Here is a 17523-nt window from a genome sequence, read left to right as displayed (position 1 = left end):
AAAGAATGGGGATAGAAATCTATGAATTCTTTACAATTTAATCGTCATCGTCGCTTAAGACAAAGCGGTAATTTGCGTGCGCTTGTGCGTGAAACGTTTTTACATACGGAAGACTTTATTTACCCTATTTTTGTATTAGAAGGTGAAAATGTTCGTAATGAAGTTCCTTCTATGCCAGGCGTATATCAAATGTCTTTAGATTTATTGCAAGCTGAAATGCAAGAGGTTGTTGACTTAGGTATTCGTTCTGTTATTGTATTTGGTTTACCTGCTGAAAAGGATGAAGTTGGGTCATCAGCATATTGTGACCATGGAATTGTGCAACGTGCAATTAAGCAAATTAAAGGTGATTTCCCTGAGCTAGTAGTAGTTGCGGATACATGTTTATGTCAATTCACAAGCCATGGTCATTGCGGTGTGATTGAAGATGGTATTATTTTAAATGACGAGTCTCTTGCAGTTCTTGCGAAAACAGCTGTAAGCCAAGCAAAAGCAGGAGCGGACATTATTGCACCATCAAACATGATGGACGGATTCGTAACAGCAATTCGCCATGCATTAGATGAAAATGGTTTTGGTCATGTGCCAGTTATGTCGTACGCTGTGAAATATTCATCAGCATTTTACGGACCATTCCGTGATGCGGCGCACGGTGCACCACAATTTGGTGATCGCAAAACATATCAGATGGACCCAGCGAACCGTATGGAAGCGTTCCGTGAAGCAGAATCAGATGTAATGGAAGGGGCAGATTTCTTAATTGTAAAGCCAGCTCTTTCTTACTTAGATATCGTTCGTGATGTGAAAAATAACTTTAATTTACCAGTCGTTGCTTATAACGTAAGCGGTGAATATTCAATGATTAAAGCGGCGGCGCAAAATGGTTGGATTAATGAAAAAGAAGTTGTACTTGAAAAATTAATTAGCATGAAACGTGCAGGAGCAGATTTAATTATTACGTATCATGCAAAAGATGCAGCAAGATGGTTACAAGAAGGAGGCGCTAAATAATGAAAAAGTTTGATAAGTCGATTGCGGCGTTTGAAGAGGCACAAGACTTAATGCCTGGTGGCGTAAATAGCCCTGTTCGTGCCTTTAAATCTGTCGGTATGAATCCGTTGTTTATGGAGCGTGGAAAAGGTTCTAAAGTATATGATATCGATGGAAATGAATACATCGATTACGTATTATCATGGGGTCCTTTAATTCATGGCCATGCAAATGATCGTGTTGTGGAAGCTTTAAAAGCTGTTGCTGAAAGAGGTACAAGCTTCGGTGCACCAACAGAAATTGAAAATAAATTAGCAAAACTTGTTATTGAGCGCGTACCATCAATTGAGATTGTACGTATGGTTAACTCTGGAACAGAAGCGACAATGAGTGCACTACGTTTAGCTCGTGGTTATACAGGCCGTAACAAAATTTTGAAATTCATTGGTTGTTACCATGGTCATGGCGATTCGTTATTAATTAAAGCAGGCTCTGGTGTGGCGACGCTAGGTTTACCAGATAGCCCTGGTGTACCAGAAGGGGTAGCGAAAAATACGATTACAGTAGCTTATAATGATTTAGAAAGTGTGAAATACGCTTTTGAACAATTCGGTGATGATATTGCTTGTGTAATTGTAGAACCAGTAGCGGGCAATATGGGTGTTGTTCCTCCACAACCTGGATTTTTAGAAGGTCTTCGTGAAGTAACAGAGCAAAACGGTTCATTGCTTATTTTTGATGAAGTAATGACAGGATTCCGAGTTGCTTATAATTGTGGACAAGGTTATTACGGTGTAACACCTGATTTAACTTGTTTAGGTAAAGTAATCGGTGGTGGGTTACCAGTAGGAGCATACGGTGGTAAAGCAGAAATTATGCGCCAAGTTGCGCCAAGCGGACCGATTTACCAAGCTGGTACTTTATCAGGTAACCCGCTTGCGATGGCAGCAGGTTATGAAACGTTAGTACAATTAACGCCAGAATCATATGTAGAATTTGAGCGTAAAGCTGAAATGTTAGAAGCTGGCTTACGTAAAGCGGCTGAAAAACATGGCATTCCGCATTATATTAACCGTGCTGGTTCTATGATTGGTATTTTCTTCACAGCTGAGCAGGTTATTAATTACGATGCAGCAAAATCTTCAAACTTAGAATTCTTTGCGGCTTACTATCGTGAAATGGTAGAACAAGGTGTATTCTTACCACCATCTCAATTCGAAGGTTTATTCTTATCGACAGCACATAGTGATGCAGATATTGAAGCGACGATTGTAGCGGCTGAAATTGCAATGTCAAAATTAAAAGCTTAATTTAATAAAGAAAATCGCTCTCCATAAGGGGAGCGATTTTTTTTATTCATAAAGTAGGCTTTCCATACATAAATCTGTAATGACATATAGTTTGGGAGGGGGAAAAGAAGTGACAACAGATCATTCATTACGATTTTCATTAAAAGAATCTGTTTGGTTCCAAAAAGGACAGGAAGTCGAAGAACTTTTGTCAATTTCGTTAGATCCAGACGTTGAGATAGAAGAGCTTGATCATGAAGTTATCGTGAGAGGGCAGTTAGATTTAACGGGAGAGTATGTTGTAAGGCAAGATGATTCAGCTTATTCATTAAGAGAGCTATCACCAGCAAAGGCAATTGATTATGTAGAAACAAGGGAAGATGGGGTTAATGAGCTTGTCCATTCCTTTCCGCTTGAAATATCAATTCCAAGAAATCGAGTGAAAGTCATTGAAGAATTATATGTATCAATCGAGGAATTTGATTATGAATTAAAGGAAAATGGTTGCTTACAATTGTTAGCGGATATATCTATTACAGGTTTATGTGATGAAGAAAGAATCGAGGATGAAGAGGAAGAAACGGTGTATGCTGAGTTAGAAGATGAGCCAGCTGAAGAGGATGAAAATAGACCTGCAACGCATGTAGAAGAACCAGTCTATAAGGAATCGGATGAGTGGGAAGATTACGCATTTGAACCGTTCCAACTAGAAGAAAGAAAAGAGCAGAAATTAGAGGAAGAGGAAATAGAAGAACATGAATTTGTGGAGCGTGAAGAGGAGAAAGAAGCAACTCCACAATTTGAATTGTTCGGACGAAAAGATTTCAAGAAAGAAAAAGCGAAAAAGCAGGAGGAACAAGAAGAAGAAGCGTACTCACAGCGAGATGAAAATGCGCTTTATTTAACAAAAATATTTACGAAAGAACCGGAAGAAGAATTTACAAAGTTAAGAATGTATTTTGTGCAAGAAGGGGATACAATCGAATCTGTTGCAGAACGTTATGAAACGTCTGTGCAAAATTTATATCGTGTAAATCAATCAGAAGATATATATTTAACTACAGGGCAAATTATATATATTCCTGTTTCAAAAGCAAAGGCGAAATAAGTGAGTGTTTTTTTTCACTCACCTCTTTTCTTTTCCTAAAAGTTATGTTTTGAATAAGAAAGGGTCATTCGTATGGATATTGAATTACGAAATCGCTATGAACCCATTGTTAGGCAATATAGATTGGATACGCAGCATATGGAAGAGCACGGAAGTGTAATGAAAATTTATACGAATCAAGGTCCGTATGCGTTAAAGAAAATACAAGATAGAAAATTAGAGCGGAATAATTTTTTGCATCACATTCAATATTTGAAAGAGAAAGGTTTTTCGAATTATGTACCTATTTATCATGCGACGGACGGAAATTATGTCTTAAGTGATGGGACATATAGTTATTATTTAATGCCTTGGTTAGAGCGTGCGGAAGGAAACGGTGAGGATAACGATCAATATCACAAAATGTTTCAGACGCTCGGAACGTTGCATCAAAAAACGGTGAAAGAGGAGACGTATACAGAAGAAGAATTAGAAAAACATTATACAAATATATCCGACCGTTGGGAAAATGATGGTGAGATGTTAGAAGAGTTTCTTGTAGAATCTGAAGCGAAGTGGTATATGTCTCCGTTTGAATTACAATATTGTACGTATTATCACCATGTTATGAGAGCTCGCGAGTTCGCAACAAAGCAATTAAATGAATGGCATGATGCGATGAAAGAAAAGGAAACAACACGTACTACTTTCATTCATGGGAATGTATCGCTTAATCATTTTTTATTTGATTATGAGCGAAACGGCTATTTTATTAGTTTAGAAAAATCGCAGTTTGCAACGCCCGTGCAAGATATAGTAGGTTTTTATTCTCGGTCTTTAAACACATATCCAATTGCACGGAGTGACCGCTTTGAATGGTATCAAATGTATCAAAAAAATTTCCCGTTTACGAAAGAGGAGCAGCTTCTTATGTTTGCATATATGACGTATCCGTCGCATTTTATTCGGCAAATTCAGTCGTATACGAAAAGAAGAAAGAGTCGTAATGAAGAAAATGAGCTCCGCGGGGTGAAAAGTTTGCAGCAATCGCATTGGCTCGTTAGCAATACAGAATATTTCCTTTCGCAATTACAAGCTGCCCAGCAAGGGAACGGATGAAGAAGATAAGTAGGGAGAACCCTGCTTATCTTTTTTATTAGTTCCATAAAGAGATAAAAGCCGTAGTTTCAAATTTATCTTGACGAATAAGGTTTCGTTTTTTACACTATTGTATATAATAATTAACAATCATATAAATGCATTGAAGGGGAAGAGTATGACATGAAACGTCTTCAGAGAGGAGAATCATTAGCTGGGAGATTCTCTAGATAGTTATGTTAGAAGGTAGCCCTGGAGCATCTTTTCTGAACGGAATAGTTCTCATTAGGAAAAGACGGATTTGTCCGTTATCAAATTAAGAGTATAAGCAAATTCTGAATTTGTTTGTAAATAAAGGTGGTACCGCGATGTCCCTCGTCCTTTTTTGGATGAGGGACATTTTTTATTTTAAGGAGGGAAAATAATGTCAAACACGGAAAAGAATTTACCAACTAAATATGATCATATGTCCGTTGAAGAAGGCCTTTACCAATGGTGGCTTGAAGGAAAATATTTCGAAGCAACAGGAGACGAGAAGAAACAACCGTATACAATTGTAATTCCACCTCCGAACGTAACTGGTAAGTTACACTTAGGTCACGCTTGGGATACAACTCTTCAAGATATTTTAACTCGTACGAAGCGTATGCAAGGTTACGATGTACTGTGGCTTCCAGGAATGGACCATGCTGGTATCGCAACACAAGCGAAAGTAGAAGGGAAACTTCGTGAAGAAGGTATTTCACGTTACGATCTTGGTCGTGAGAAATTCCTTGAAAAAGCTTGGGAGTGGAAAGAAGAGTACGCTTCTCACATTCGTCAACAATGGGGAAAAGTTGGTTTAGGACTAGACTATTCTCGTGAACGTTTCACATTAGATAAAGGTTTATCTGATGCGGTTAATAAAGTATTCGTTCAATTATACGAAAAAGGCTTAATTTACCGTGGTGAATATATTATCAACTGGGATCCAGCAACACGCACAGCTCTTTCTGATATTGAAGTAATTCATAAAGAAGTTCAAGGTGCATTCTACCATATGAACTATCCGTTAACAGATGGTTCTGGTCACATTCGTCTTGCAACTACTCGTCCAGAAACAATGCTTGGTGATACAGCAGTAGCAGTTCATCCAGAAGATGATCGTTACAAACACTTAATCGGTAAAACAGTTACACTTCCAATCGTAGGCCGTGAGATTCCGATTATTGCTGATGAGTACGTAGAAAAAGACTTCGGAACAGGCGTTGTAAAAATTACACCAGCTCATGACCCGAATGACTTTGAAGTAGGTAACCGTCATGACTTACCACGTATTTTAGTAATGAATGAAGATGGATCGATGAACGAAAAAGCTGGTAAGTATAACGGCATGGATCGTTTCGAATGTCGTAAAGCGTTAGTAAAAGATTTACAAGAAGCTGGCGTATTAGTAGAAATTGAGCCTCATATGCATTCAGTAGGTCATAGTGAGCGTAGTGGTGCAGTTGTTGAGCCTTACTTATCAACACAATGGTTCGTAAAAATGGCTCCACTTGCTGAAAAAGCAGTAGAACTTCAACAAAAAGAAGAAGAAAAAGTAACGTTCGTACCAGAACGTTTTGAAAACACATACTTACGCTGGATGGAAAACATTCATGACTGGTGTATCTCTCGTCAATTATGGTGGGGACACCGCATTCCAGCTTGGTATCATAAAGAAACTGGTGAAGTATACGTAGGTACAGAAGCGCCAGCAGATATTGAAAACTGGAATCAAGATAACGATGTACTGGATACATGGTTCAGTTCAGCATTATGGCCATTCTCAACACTTGGTTGGCCAAATGAAGATTCAGCAGACTTTAAACGTTACTATTCAACAGATGCACTAGTAACTGGTTATGACATCATCTTCTTCTGGGTATCTCGTATGATTTTCCAAGGTTTAGAGTTTACAGGTGAGCGCCCATTCAAAGATGTATTAATTCACGGTTTAGTTCGTGATGAGCAAGGACGTAAAATGAGTAAATCTCTTGGTAACGGTATTGATCCAATGGATGTTATCGAGAAATACGGTGCAGATGCAATGCGCTACTTCTTATCAACAGGAAGTGCACCAGGCCAAGATTTACGTTTCAGCATGGAAAAAGTAGAATCTACTTGGAACTTCATTAATAAAATTTGGAACGCATCACGTTTCGTATTAATGAACATGGATGACATGAAGTATGAAGAAATCGATTTAACTGGTGAAAAATCAGTTGCGGATAAGTGGATTTTAACTCGCTTAAACGAAACAATCGAAAGCGTAACACGTAACATGGATAAATATGAGTTCGGTGAAGCTGGTCGTTCATTATACAACTTCATTTGGGATGATTTCTGTGACTGGTACATTGAGATGGCGAAACTTCCACTATACGGTGAAGATGAAGTAGCTAAGAAAACAACTCGGTCTATTTTAGCTTACGTATTAGACCAAACAATGCGTCTATTACACCCATTCATGCCATTCGTAACAGAGAAAATCTGGCAGCATTTACCGCATGAAGGCGAGTCTATTACAGTAGCGGCATGGCCAACAGTTCGCGAAGATTTACAAGATAAAGAGGCGGCAGCAGAAATGCACCTTCTAGTTGATATCATTCGCTCTGTTCGTAACATTCGTGCTGAAGTAAATACGCCAATGAGCAAAAAAGTTCAAATGCAAATTAAAGCAAAAGATGAGGCAGTACTAGCTCAGCTTACGAAAAACAGTTCTTACATTGAGCGTTTCTGTAACCCAAGTGAACTAACAATTAAGATTGATTTACAAGCGCCAGAAAAAGCGATGACTGCAATCGTATCAGGTGCAGAGTTATTCTTACCATTAGCTGATCTTATCAATCTTGATGAAGAGAAAGCGCGTCTTGAAAAAGAACTTGAGAAGTTCGATAAAGAAGTAGAACGTGTACAGAAGAAACTTTCAAACCAAGGATTCGTAGCGAAAGCTCCTGCAGAAGTTATTGACGGAGAGCGTGCGAAAGAGCAAGATTACCTAGAAAAACGTGAAGCAGTTCGTCAACGTCTAGCGGATCTTGAGAAATAAAATATTTTTTCAGAGACTCACTATATTGGTGAGTCTCTTTTCTTTGCGTATAATAGAAGTATGAAGGTTGTCTTTTGAAAGGGGAATAACATACGTGATACATACATATGAAGAAGCGATAGGATGGATTCATAGCCGATTGAAATTTGGGATAAAACCAGGACTAGAAAGAATGCAATGGATGTTAGAAGAGCTCGGAAATCCAGAGCGTCATATAAAATGTGTTCATCTTGCTGGTACAAATGGAAAAGGTTCAACTTTAACGTATATGCGCTACATGCTAGAAGACGCAAAATATAAGGTTGGAACATTTACCTCTCCTTACATTGAAACATTTAATGAGCGTATTAGTGTGAACGGAACGCCAATTGCAGATGAAGAGATTGCGGAACTTGTAAAGATGGTAAAGCCAGTCGTTGAAAAATTAGACGAGACGGATTTAGGAGAAGCAACTGAGTTTGAAATTATTACTGTTATGGCAATTTGTTATTTCGGTAAAGTTAATTTCTGTGATGTTGTTTTATTTGAAACAGGGCTTGGGGGAAGGTTTGATTCTACAAATGTTATTCATCCTGTTCTCACGATTATTACGAATATCGGTCACGATCATATGCATATTTTAGGGGATACACTAGGAGAAATTGCATATGAAAAGGCAGGGATTATTAAGTCAGGTGTTCCAGTAATTACTGGTGTACAAGATGAAGAAGCATTGCAAGTCATTCAAAAGGTTGCGAAGGAAAATCATGCAAACGTATATGAACTTGAAAAACAATTTACATCACTACATAAACATTCTAATGAAGATGGGGAACATTTTGATTTTGCTTGTCCATTCGCCTCATTTAAAGATGTTCGGATTTCAATGAAGGGTATTCATCAAGTAGGCAATGCTACAGTAGCGCTTATGGCAGTAATGTATTTAAAAACATATTTATCATTTTTAATTAATGAAGAGGAAATGAAAGCTGGATTACAAGAAGCATACTGGATTGGTCGATTTGAAAAGTTACAAAGTAATCCAGATATTATAATAGACGGTGCTCATAATCCAGAGGGTATTGAAAGTCTTGTGAAAACAGTAGAGGCGCATTACAAAGATAAAAATGTAATAGTTTTATTTACTGCTCTTGGTGACAAACAGTTACATAACATGGTAGGGCAATTAGAAGAAGTTGCTGATGAAATAATATTTACGACATTTGCCTTTGATCGTGCCATTTCTGCTGACAAACTTGCATCGTATTCGCAAAAAGAATCAAAATTAATTTTTGAAGATTGGAAAGAGGCAATTGATAAGAAGATTGAAATGATAGGAAAAAATGATGTCTTCATCATAACTGGTTCTCTATATTTCATTTCTGAAGTTCGAAAATATATTTGCGAAAAAAACTAGATAGTATTTGCTATCTAGTTTTTTGTTCTACAAATGAAGTCAAATGCATACATATAAGATAATTATATAGGGTAATTTGGCGAATTCCTCTGACAAATATCTCGTTTTTTTGTGAAATGAATATGATATGATGCGGACAACGATAAGAGGTGAGGTGTGAGTGTATGGACAAGCAATCACGAACGATCTCAGTGAAAGTAAATGGAACAGAAGCGAAGTATGAAGAAAAGAAGAAAGATGAGTTTGAATGGATGGTAGTAGAAAGTGAAAGACCCAAAAACGTTGTTCCGTTTCAAAAAGCGAAATTAATGTCTACGGAAAAAAAACGAAAGAAGTGGAGCAATACGTTAATTGCAATCGTTGCAACTGCGATTATTATTGGTACGGCGTTGGGAATGGGAATGCTTCATGTCACTGGACAAGGTGCGACAGGAGGAAGCGAAGTAACAACCTCGAAGCAGACTTCGAATGAAGAATCAAAGGTGGGTGGAACGGCAGAACAAACACCAGCACCAAAAGAGGGAAACAAAAAAGCACAGGTAGGAACGTCATTAGATCCGATGAATTTATTTTTTGTTCAAGGAGGGATTTATTCTTCTGAAGAAAAGGGACAGGCCGCTCTTGAAGAATGGAAAGGTAATGGGGGCGTTGCAGCTTTGAAACCGAGCGGTGATAAGTATGCATTAGTCGTTGGGATTGCGAGCGATGAACAGGCCGTAAATCAATTAATGACTCAGTATAAAAACGAGGGTGTCTCCGTTTTGAAAAAGAACTGGGATATAACAGATAAAGTGTTACTTAAAGATGATAAAGAAATAGGGGCGTTTTTAACAAAAGTACAGCCATTATATACTCATTTAGCAAAATATGCTTCCAGCGTACAAGTTAGTGGAAAAAGTAATGCAACAGATATAGGAGCGATTGAAAAAGAATGGAAAGCGATTGAAAAGGAAGGGAAAAGTATGAAGCGTGAAGATGCGAAGAAGCTTTATACGTATATATCTGTGGCTATGCAAACGATTAAGGAAGGAAAGAGCGATAAGGAATCTGTAGCTAAATTAAATCAAGTTATTATTGATGGGTTACTTTCGTACGAAAAAATGGTTTCACAAAAAGTAAAATAATAAGATAATGAGATGAAGGAGAAAGAAGTACGTACACTTCTTTCTTTTCTTTTGAATTTAGAGCAAAATGCTTTCTTTGTGAGCAGAGTATAATCGTATTAAAAAAATATTATTTTGTTTAGAGAAAATGATATTTTTCTAATTTGTGGGGAAACTATTCTTTTGATACGATTGATAGGGATTGTTCTGCTTCATATGAGAAAGGAAGGAGAAAACATGAAAAAAATTATTTTAGCTTCAGGATCACCTCGGAGGAAGGAGCTGCTTGAATTGGCTGATGTGCCATTTGAAGTTGTTGTTAGTGAAGTAGATGAGACGATTGGTGCATATTCATCACCTTCTGATATTGTTATGTCGCTTGCTTTACAAAAAGCATCTGCCGTAGCAGAAAATTATAGTGATGATATTGTGTTAGGTGCAGATACAATTGTTACATATGAGTCACGTATTCTTGGAAAGCCGTCTAATGAGGCTGAGGCGAAAGAAATGTTACGATTATTATCAGGGAAAACACATGAAGTATATACTGGTGTTGCGATTATATCAAAAGACAAAACAATCACTTTTTACGAGCGTACAGAAGTTACATTTTGGGAATTAACAGAAGAGGAAATTGACGCATATGTTGCATCGAAGGAACCACTTGATAAAGCAGGAAGTTATGGGATCCAAGGGAAAGGATCTATTTTTGTTCAACACATTCAAGGGGATTATTATAGTGTAGTAGGCTTGCCAATTGCACGTCTTGTTCGTGAATTAAAACAGTTTGGTAGCGATGTAACCCATGCGTAAAATTGCATGGGGTTTTCTTTGAGAGAACTAATAAAAAAGAGGTGAAGAAATGAACGGTATTCGTGATGTTGTGAAAGAGGAACAGCCACGGGAGCGTTTATTATTAGAAGGAGCAGGAAGTTTATCGAATCGAGAGCTTCTTGCAGTATTACTCAGAACAGGTTCTAAAGAAGATACAGTTTTAACGTTATCAGATAAAATTTTACACCATTTTGATGGTTTACGAATGTTGAAAGACGCGACGTTAGAAGAGCTAATAAGCATTCATGGTGTTGGAATCGTAAAAGCATCGCAACTTATGGCTGCTTTTGAATTAGGGAGAAGAATGGTTCGTTTAGAATATCGAAATAGATATAGCATTCGAAGCCCGGAAGATTGTGCGAGTTATATGATGGAAGAGATGCGTTTTTTACAGCAGGAGCATTTTGTGTGTTTATATTTGAATACGAAAAATCAAGTTATACATAGGCAAACGATTTTTATTGGAAGTTTAAATACGTCGATTGTGCATCCGAGGGAAGTTTTTAAAGAAGCATTCCGTCGTGCAGCAGCCTCTATAATATGTCTTCATAACCATCCCTCAGGAGATCCGGCGCCGAGCCGAGAAGATATTGAAGTAACAAAACGTTTAGTAGAATGCGGCCAGATTATCGGAATTGAAGTACTTGATCATATTATAATAGGTGACCATAAATTCGTGAGTTTAAAGGAAAAAGGTCATATTTAAGACTATGCTTTTTACTTATTTTGTTTTATAATGTGATTTATGAGTTTTTTGTAGAAAATTATCTGCAAAAAGGATACAGATATAAAAAAACGTACTGTTTTTATCATATAAAGTAAGAAAAAATGAGTCCGTGAAAACAAGAAAGGAAGATAAATAATATGTTTGGATTTGGTGGCTTTACTCGCGATCTTGGAATAGATTTAGGAACTGCGAACACGCTTGTATATGTGAAAGGAAAAGGTGTAGTTTTACGTGAGCCTTCAGTAGTAGCATTACAAACTGATACAAAACAAATCGTTGCAGTAGGTAGCGATGCAAAACAAATGATTGGTCGTACACCAGGAAACGTAGTGGCACTTCGCCCTATGAAAGACGGTGTAATTGCTGATTACGAAACAACAGCAACAATGATGAAATATTACATTCAACAAGCTCAAAAATCAAATGGATTCTTCTCACGTAAACCATACGTAATGGTATGTGTACCATCTGGTATTACAGCTGTAGAAAGACGTGCAGTAATCGATGCAACTCGTCAAGCTGGTGCTCGTGATGCATATCCAATTGAAGAGCCATTTGCAGCAGCGATTGGTGCGAACTTACCTGTTTGGGAACCAACTGGTAGTATGGTTGTTGATATCGGTGGTGGTACAACAGAAGTTGCAATTATTTCTTTAGGCGGTATTGTAACAAGCCAATCAGTTCGTGTTGCTGGTGATGATATGGATGATTCAATCATTCAATACATTAAGAAGAGCTATAACTTAATGATCGGTGAAAGAACAGCAGAAGCATTAAAATTAGAAATCGGTTCTGCAGGCGAGCCAGAAGGTATTGAACCTATGGAAATTCGCGGTCGTGATTTAGTAAGTGGTTTACCAAAAACAGTACTAATTCAACCAGAAGAAATTGCAGATGCATTAAAAGATACAGTAGATGCGATTGTAGAATCAGTTAAAAATACGTTAGAGAAAACTCCACCTGAATTAGCGGCAGATATTATGGACCGTGGTATCGTATTAACAGGTGGCGGGGCATTACTACGTAACTTAGATAAAGTTATTAGTGAAGAAACAAATATGCCAGTTCTTGTTGCAGAAAATCCATTAGATTGCGTAGCAATTGGAACGGGTAAAGCATTAGACAATATCGACCTTTTCAAAACTGCTGCTCGATAATATTGCAAAATAAAAATCAATGAAATTAAGAGGGTGTGAACGTGCCACAGTTTTTCTTAAACAAAAGATTAATTGTTTTGTTAGTTAGTATTATTCTTCTCGTGGCATTGATTGGAATCTCATTGAAAGAACGGAACAGTTTAACATGGCCAGAGCAGTTTATAAAAGATACTGTTGGTGTTGTAGAACGTGTATTCCAAAAGCCAGCGAATTATGTTGCCGGATTCTTCGAAAACGTAGAAGATGTAAAGCGCACGTATGAAGAGAATAAAGAATTAAAAGCAAAATTAGATAATTATGCAGACCTATCAGGAAAAGTAAAACAATTAGAAGATGATAAAAAGAAATTACAAGAGTTAACTGGTAAAACAGCGTTAAATAGCGGTTATACTGAAATTCCAGCTACTGTTGTTTCTCGTAATCCAGATAAATGGTACGATTTAATTGGAATTGATAAAGGGGCACAGCAAGGAATTAAAAAGGATATGGCTGTAGTAACTTCACAAGGTTTAGTTGGACGAGTGAAAAGTGTATCTCAGTTTACATCATCAGTAGAGTTACTAAGCTCTATGAGCCGAACAAATCGTGTTTCTGCTATTGTACAAGGTGATGAGAAAATCTTTGGATTGATTGAAGGTTACGATAAAGAAAAGCACTTACTTCTTTTTACAAAGATTGGCTCTGATGCTAAGGTAGAGAAAGATCAACTAGTTGTAACATCTGGACTTGGTGATATTTTCCCGAAAGGTCTTGTAATTGGGAAAATCGTTGATGTTCAGCCTGATCCATACGGTTTAACAAAAACAGCTTATGTAAAACCTGCTGCTGATTTAAATGACGTAGAGCATATTACGGTTGTCAAACGTGACACGCCTTCGGCGCCGTTAGAATAGGAGGGGAAGAAGAGATGATGAAGATTTTAAAAAGAGCAGCTCTTCCTCTTTTGCTCCTTTTTGTTTTTTTATTTGAAAATATGTTCTCTACTGTTGTTCCAACAGACGTTTTTTGGAAAGACAGTATAGCAGCACCGCATTTCTTTATAATTGTGTTATGTTTTATTACAGTGTACTATGGTCCGGTTCAAGGGATTTACTACGGACTATTATTTGGTTTCTTATTTGATACCGTATACACAGAACTTGTTGGTATATATATATTTGCCTATCCAATTTTGGCATATTTAGTTTATAGTACGATGAAGATATTGCAATTGAATTTATTTATTGTTGTTTCTATCGTATTAGCTAGTATTGCAGCATTAGAGTATTATGTGTATGGATTTTTAACTTTGTTAGGGCGTACTCACATGTCGGCGTATGTCTTTTTCACCGATCGTCTCCTTGCTACTTTATTGCTAAATGGAATTTTCTTATTGATAGTTTGTTTCCCACTGAGACGATATTTAGTGCGTCTTTCAAAAGCGATGGAAGAAAAAGAAAAAAGGATTTTCTAATTTTATGTCGAATTGAATCGGTGGGGTGAACTTTAGTGGAAGAAAAAAAGCAACAAAATGTAACGATAAAAGGGACAAAAGATGGAATAACACTTCATTTAGATGATTGCTGTTCATTCTCTGAACTATTAAAAGAATTGGATGAAAAGCTTTCTACACATTACTATGATGGTGACGGACGTTCTTTGATTGAAGTGCGTGTTAAAGTAGGAAATCGTTATTTAACAGAAGTACAACAAGAAGAGATTCGTACGTTAATTCGCAATAAGAAGAATCTTGTTGTGGAATCAATTGATAGTGATGTTATAACAAAAGCAGAAGCAATAGCTTGGAAAGAAGAAACAGAAATTGTCCCTATTTCCAAAATTGTTCGCTCTGGACAAGTGTTACATGTAAAAGGAAATTTATTATTAATTGGAGATGTTAATCCAGGCGGAACGGTTATCGCTGGGGGGAATATTTTTGTCGTGGGATCACTAAGAGGGATTGCACATGCGGGGTATGATGGAGATTCAGAAGCTGTTATTGCTGCATCTATTATGAACCCTATGCAACTCCGAATTAGTGATGTGACAATGCGGGCTCCGGAAGAGAAAGAGGACGGAGCGGAGGCGGCCGAATGTGCGTATATTAATGAGAACAATCACATTGTTGTCGATCGCCTGCAACTTCTCACTCATCTTAGACCTAATTTAACAAAGTTAGAAAGGGGAATTGTATAGCTGTGGGAGAGGCAATAGTAATTACATCTGGAAAAGGCGGCGTAGGTAAAACTACAACGTCTGCGAACATTGGTACAGCCCTTGCGTTATCTGGAAAGAAAGTGTGTTTAATTGATACAGATATCGGTTTACGCAATTTAGACGTAGTAATGGGGCTGGAAAATCGTATTGTATTTGATCTTGTTGATGTCGTTGAAGGGCGTTGTCGTTTACCTCAGGCTCTTATTAAAGATAAGCGTTTTGATGATCTTTATTTATTACCTGCAGCACAAACGAGCGATAAATCGGCGGTAACACCTGAACAAATGGATGAATTAATACAAGTATTACGTCAAGATTATGATTACATATTAATTGATTGTCCTGCGGGGATTGAGCAGGGATTTAAAAATGCTGTAGCAGGTGCGGATAAAGCAATCGTAGTAACGACGCCAGAGGTATCCTCAATGCGTGATGCAGATCGTATTATCGGGCTTTTAGAGAAAGAGGATATTGAACCGCCGAAACTTGTCATTAACCGTGTGCGTAGTCATATGCTTCATGAACAGGATATGTTAGATGTTGATGAAATCGTACGTACATTGTCAATCGAGCTTCTTGGTGTTGTCGAAGATGATGATGAAGTTATTCGTGCTACGAATACAGGCGAACCTGTAGCGTTGCAACCGAGCGGAAAAGCAGCACTAGCTTATCGCAATATTGCAAGACGTTTGTTAGGTGAGAATGTGCCATTACAAGCATTTGAACAAGAAAAAGTATCGGTATTTACAAAGATGAAAAATTTCTTTGGGATTCGTTAAAAGCACTTCGCATATATGCGGAGTGCTTTCTTTTTTTCTTCGCATGAATATCTTTCTTCCATAACTCATACATATGTACAAACTGTATATAACTGTTTCTATTTGAATAAGGCTCACTAAAGAAAGGAGACAGTATGAAGAATAGACGTGTGGAAGAAATTAAAAAGCGGATTGCGAAAAGGAAAGCAGAGCAAGAAAGGATGGAGGAAGATCAGTATTTTGCTGGAGGGGACTTTGATAGTGACACGGTATTTATTGAAGAAGGAGAGAAGGAAATTCACCCTCTATTTCGAAAAGAAGTTTTTCTCTTCAAAGTTTTGCTATCAGCAATATTAGTTCTCTCAGTTGCTATTTTATTTAAAAATGCACCTTCTTCTTTTGATGGTACTAGAGCTGTCACAGAAAAAGTTATGCAAGAAGAATTTCAATTTGCTACTATATCGAAATGGTATGAAAAGCAGTTTGGAAAACCTCTCGTTTTCTTTTCTCCAAATGAGAAAAAAGAAAAGACTATTCAGCAAAAGGATTATGCGATTCCTGCCTCTGGAAAGGTGATGCAAGGGTTTCAAAAAAATGGCCAAGGTGTATTTGTTCAAACGGCTACAAATGCAACGGTTGAGTCAGTAAATGAAGGTGTAGTTGTTTTTGCGGGCAAGAAAGAGGAACTTGGAAATACAGTTCAAATTCAACACGCTGATGGCACGGAGTCTTGGTATGGAAATTTAAACGATATGTCAGTAAAATTATATGATTACGTTTCAAAAAAACAAAAAATCGGAACGGTGAATAGTGACGAAAATAATAAAAACGGTAAATTTTATTTCGCGATGAAAAAGAATGAAAAATTTATTGATCCTATTCAGGTGATTTCATTTGATTAAATATAGAGATGTTTTAACGAAAATTACGGTGCATCCATTGTTTTGGGTTATTATCGTTATTGGTATTTTTACAGCGCGTTTTAAAGAGTTACTATTACTATTTTGTATCGTTTTAGTTCATGAATTGGGGCATGCTTTTGCAGCTGCATATTATAATTGGCGTATTAAACAAATTCAGCTTTTGCCGTTTGGTGGCGTAGCTGAGATGGAGGAACATGGGAATAAATCATTAAAAGAAGAATTGATTGTCGTTATGGCGGGACCAATTCAGCATATATGGATGATTGCAGTCGCCTATATTTTGTATCAAGCGGGCTGGGTAACTGATGATTTGTACCATTTCTTTGTATGGAATAATGTCATTATCTTAGGATTTAATTTATTGCCTATTTGGCCACTTGATGGCGGAAAAGTATTATTTAATGTATTATCATATCGTTTTCCGTATTTACAAGCACATGAAAAGATGATGAAATTGTCATGTGTTTTTTTTAGTGTAATATTAGGATGGCAGTTACTTTGGAATAGTAATAACATTATGATGTGGGTATTACTCGTTTTTCTAGCGATTTCTTTGTATCAAGAATGGAAACAAAGAAGGTACGCATTTATGCGTTTTTTATTAGAACGTTATTATGGGAATAAAAGAGATATTGAAAAGATTGCACCTATTGAGGTGAAAACAGAAGATCGCTTGTATACGATTTTTACAAAATTTCGTAGAGGATATAAACACTCTATTATCGTCCATGGAAAATATAAAGAGCATTACACATTGGACGAAAATGAATTGCTCTATGCGTATTTTGCTGAAAAACGAACAACTTCGTCTGTTGAAGAATTAATTGGTTAGTGTTGACGACGACACTAACCTTTTATATTGTAAGGAAAAGAAGTGAAAAGTGAGGAAAAAATT

General features: G+C 37.1%; 16 protein-coding genes and 1 other annotated feature. All 16 genes read left to right on the top strand.

Translation table 11 applies throughout. From position 1 onward, the window contains the following. Positions 1 to 21 precede the first annotated feature (21 nt). The 16 genes from hemB (at position 22) to ACP6L7_RS19090 (ending at position 17460) form a co-directional block, all read left to right on the top strand. Complete coding sequence (hemB, locus tag ACP6L7_RS19165; RefSeq protein ID WP_097830553.1) at positions 22 to 1011, top strand: porphobilinogen synthase; 990 nt, start codon at positions 22 to 24, stop codon at positions 1009 to 1011. Further along, positions 1011 to 2300 carry a glutamate-1-semialdehyde 2,1-aminomutase gene (gene hemL / locus ACP6L7_RS19160; RefSeq protein ID WP_097830554.1) on the top strand — a complete coding sequence of 430 codons (1290 nt, stop codon included), beginning with the start codon at positions 1011 to 1013 and terminating at the stop codon, positions 2298 to 2300. Before hemB ends, hemL begins: the two co-directional genes overlap by 1 nt. Positions 2301 to 2379: 79 nt before the next feature. Next, positions 2380 to 3387: a stage VI sporulation protein D gene (spoVID, locus tag ACP6L7_RS19155; RefSeq protein ID WP_141533496.1), complete on the top strand. Its 1008-nt coding sequence runs from the start codon at positions 2380 to 2382 to the stop codon at positions 3385 to 3387. Positions 3388 to 3459: 72 nt separating this feature from the next. Continuing rightward, entirely contained in the window at positions 3460 to 4485 is a 1026-nt protein-coding gene (gene ysxE / locus ACP6L7_RS19150) for a spore coat protein YsxE (RefSeq protein ID WP_097830556.1), read from the top strand. A gap of 133 nt (positions 4486 to 4618) precedes the next feature. Continuing rightward, positions 4619 to 4850 (top strand) — a binding site (T-box leader). Positions 4851 to 4888: 38 nt separating this feature from the next. Continuing rightward, complete coding sequence (locus ACP6L7_RS19145) at positions 4889 to 7534, top strand: valine--tRNA ligase (protein ID WP_097830557.1); 2646 nt, start codon at positions 4889 to 4891, stop codon at positions 7532 to 7534. A gap of 94 nt (positions 7535 to 7628) precedes the next feature. Further along, positions 7629 to 8930 (top strand): bifunctional folylpolyglutamate synthase/dihydrofolate synthase, encoded by a 1302-nt coding sequence (locus ACP6L7_RS19140; protein ID WP_097830558.1) that lies wholly within the window; start codon positions 7629 to 7631, stop codon positions 8928 to 8930. A 164-nt stretch (positions 8931 to 9094) separates the two neighbouring features. After that, positions 9095 to 10054, top strand: coding sequence for a stage II sporulation protein B (locus tag ACP6L7_RS19135; RefSeq protein WP_097830559.1), 960 nt, complete (start codon positions 9095 to 9097; stop codon positions 10052 to 10054). A gap of 216 nt (positions 10055 to 10270) precedes the next feature. Next, entirely contained in the window at positions 10271 to 10846 is a 576-nt protein-coding gene (locus ACP6L7_RS19130) for a Maf family protein (protein WP_097830560.1), read from the top strand. Positions 10847 to 10895: 49 nt separating this feature from the next. Continuing rightward, complete coding sequence (radC, locus tag ACP6L7_RS19125; RefSeq protein ID WP_097830561.1) at positions 10896 to 11573, top strand: DNA repair protein RadC; 678 nt, start codon at positions 10896 to 10898, stop codon at positions 11571 to 11573. Positions 11574 to 11731: 158 nt separating this feature from the next. Next, positions 11732 to 12751 (top strand): cell shape-determining protein MreB, encoded by a 1020-nt coding sequence (mreB, locus tag ACP6L7_RS19120; protein ID WP_000466738.1) that lies wholly within the window; start codon positions 11732 to 11734, stop codon positions 12749 to 12751. Between the two features lie 41 nt (positions 12752 to 12792). After that, positions 12793 to 13644, top strand: coding sequence for a rod shape-determining protein MreC (gene mreC / locus ACP6L7_RS19115; RefSeq protein ID WP_097830562.1), 852 nt, complete (start codon positions 12793 to 12795; stop codon positions 13642 to 13644). Between the two features lie 14 nt (positions 13645 to 13658). Beyond that, the gene (gene mreD / locus ACP6L7_RS19110; protein WP_097830563.1) at positions 13659 to 14204 is read left to right on the top strand and encodes a rod shape-determining protein MreD; all 546 of its coding nucleotides are present in this window, start codon (positions 13659 to 13661) and stop codon (positions 14202 to 14204) included. Between the two features lie 35 nt (positions 14205 to 14239). Further along, positions 14240 to 14926: a septum site-determining protein MinC gene (gene minC, locus ACP6L7_RS19105; RefSeq protein ID WP_000391519.1), complete on the top strand. Its 687-nt coding sequence runs from the start codon at positions 14240 to 14242 to the stop codon at positions 14924 to 14926. 2 nt (positions 14927 to 14928) lie between these two features. Continuing rightward, positions 14929 to 15726: a septum site-determining protein MinD gene (minD, locus tag ACP6L7_RS19100; RefSeq protein WP_000503310.1), complete on the top strand. Its 798-nt coding sequence runs from the start codon at positions 14929 to 14931 to the stop codon at positions 15724 to 15726. A gap of 134 nt (positions 15727 to 15860) precedes the next feature. Further along, the gene (locus tag ACP6L7_RS19095) at positions 15861 to 16607 is read left to right on the top strand and encodes a M23 family metallopeptidase (RefSeq protein ID WP_097830564.1); all 747 of its coding nucleotides are present in this window, start codon (positions 15861 to 15863) and stop codon (positions 16605 to 16607) included. Further along, positions 16600 to 17460, top strand: coding sequence for a M50 family metallopeptidase (locus tag ACP6L7_RS19090; protein WP_097830565.1), 861 nt, complete (start codon positions 16600 to 16602; stop codon positions 17458 to 17460). The genes ACP6L7_RS19095 and ACP6L7_RS19090 overlap by 8 nt, the downstream gene beginning before the upstream one ends. Positions 17461 to 17523: the final 63 nt, after the last annotated feature.

The sequence above is a fragment of the Bacillus silvicola genome (assembly GCF_050524305.1).
In the GTDB taxonomy this organism is placed as follows: Bacteria; Bacillota; Bacilli; order Bacillales; family Bacillaceae_G; genus Bacillus_A; species Bacillus_A cereus_AT.
This window is presented reverse-complemented; position numbering and strand designations above follow the sequence as displayed.

What these genes read in the sequence shown, in the direction of transcription:
- mreB (WP_000466738.1), top strand. Translation starts at nt 11,732, where the DNA reads ATGTTTGGATTTGGTGGCTTTACTCGCGATCTTGGAATAGATTTAGGA.
- ACP6L7_RS19095 (WP_097830564.1), top strand. Translation starts at nt 15,861, where the DNA reads ATGAAGAATAGACGTGTGGAAGAAATTAAAAAGCGGATTGCGAAAAGG.
- spoVID (WP_141533496.1), top strand. Translation starts at nt 2,380, where the DNA reads ATGACATATAGTTTGGGAGGGGGAAAAGAAGTGACAACAGATCATTCA.
- hemL (WP_097830554.1), top strand. Translation starts at nt 1,011, where the DNA reads ATGAAAAAGTTTGATAAGTCGATTGCGGCGTTTGAAGAGGCACAAGAC.
- ysxE (WP_097830556.1), top strand. Translation starts at nt 3,460, where the DNA reads ATGGATATTGAATTACGAAATCGCTATGAACCCATTGTTAGGCAATAT.
- ACP6L7_RS19135 (WP_097830559.1), top strand. Translation starts at nt 9,095, where the DNA reads ATGGACAAGCAATCACGAACGATCTCAGTGAAAGTAAATGGAACAGAA.
- ACP6L7_RS19145 (WP_097830557.1), top strand. Translation starts at nt 4,889, where the DNA reads ATGTCAAACACGGAAAAGAATTTACCAACTAAATATGATCATATGTCC.
- mreD (WP_097830563.1), top strand. Translation starts at nt 13,659, where the DNA reads ATGATGAAGATTTTAAAAAGAGCAGCTCTTCCTCTTTTGCTCCTTTTT.
- hemB (WP_097830553.1), top strand. Translation starts at nt 22, where the DNA reads ATGAATTCTTTACAATTTAATCGTCATCGTCGCTTAAGACAAAGCGGT.
- radC (WP_097830561.1), top strand. Translation starts at nt 10,896, where the DNA reads ATGAACGGTATTCGTGATGTTGTGAAAGAGGAACAGCCACGGGAGCGT.
- ACP6L7_RS19130 (WP_097830560.1), top strand. Translation starts at nt 10,271, where the DNA reads ATGAAAAAAATTATTTTAGCTTCAGGATCACCTCGGAGGAAGGAGCTG.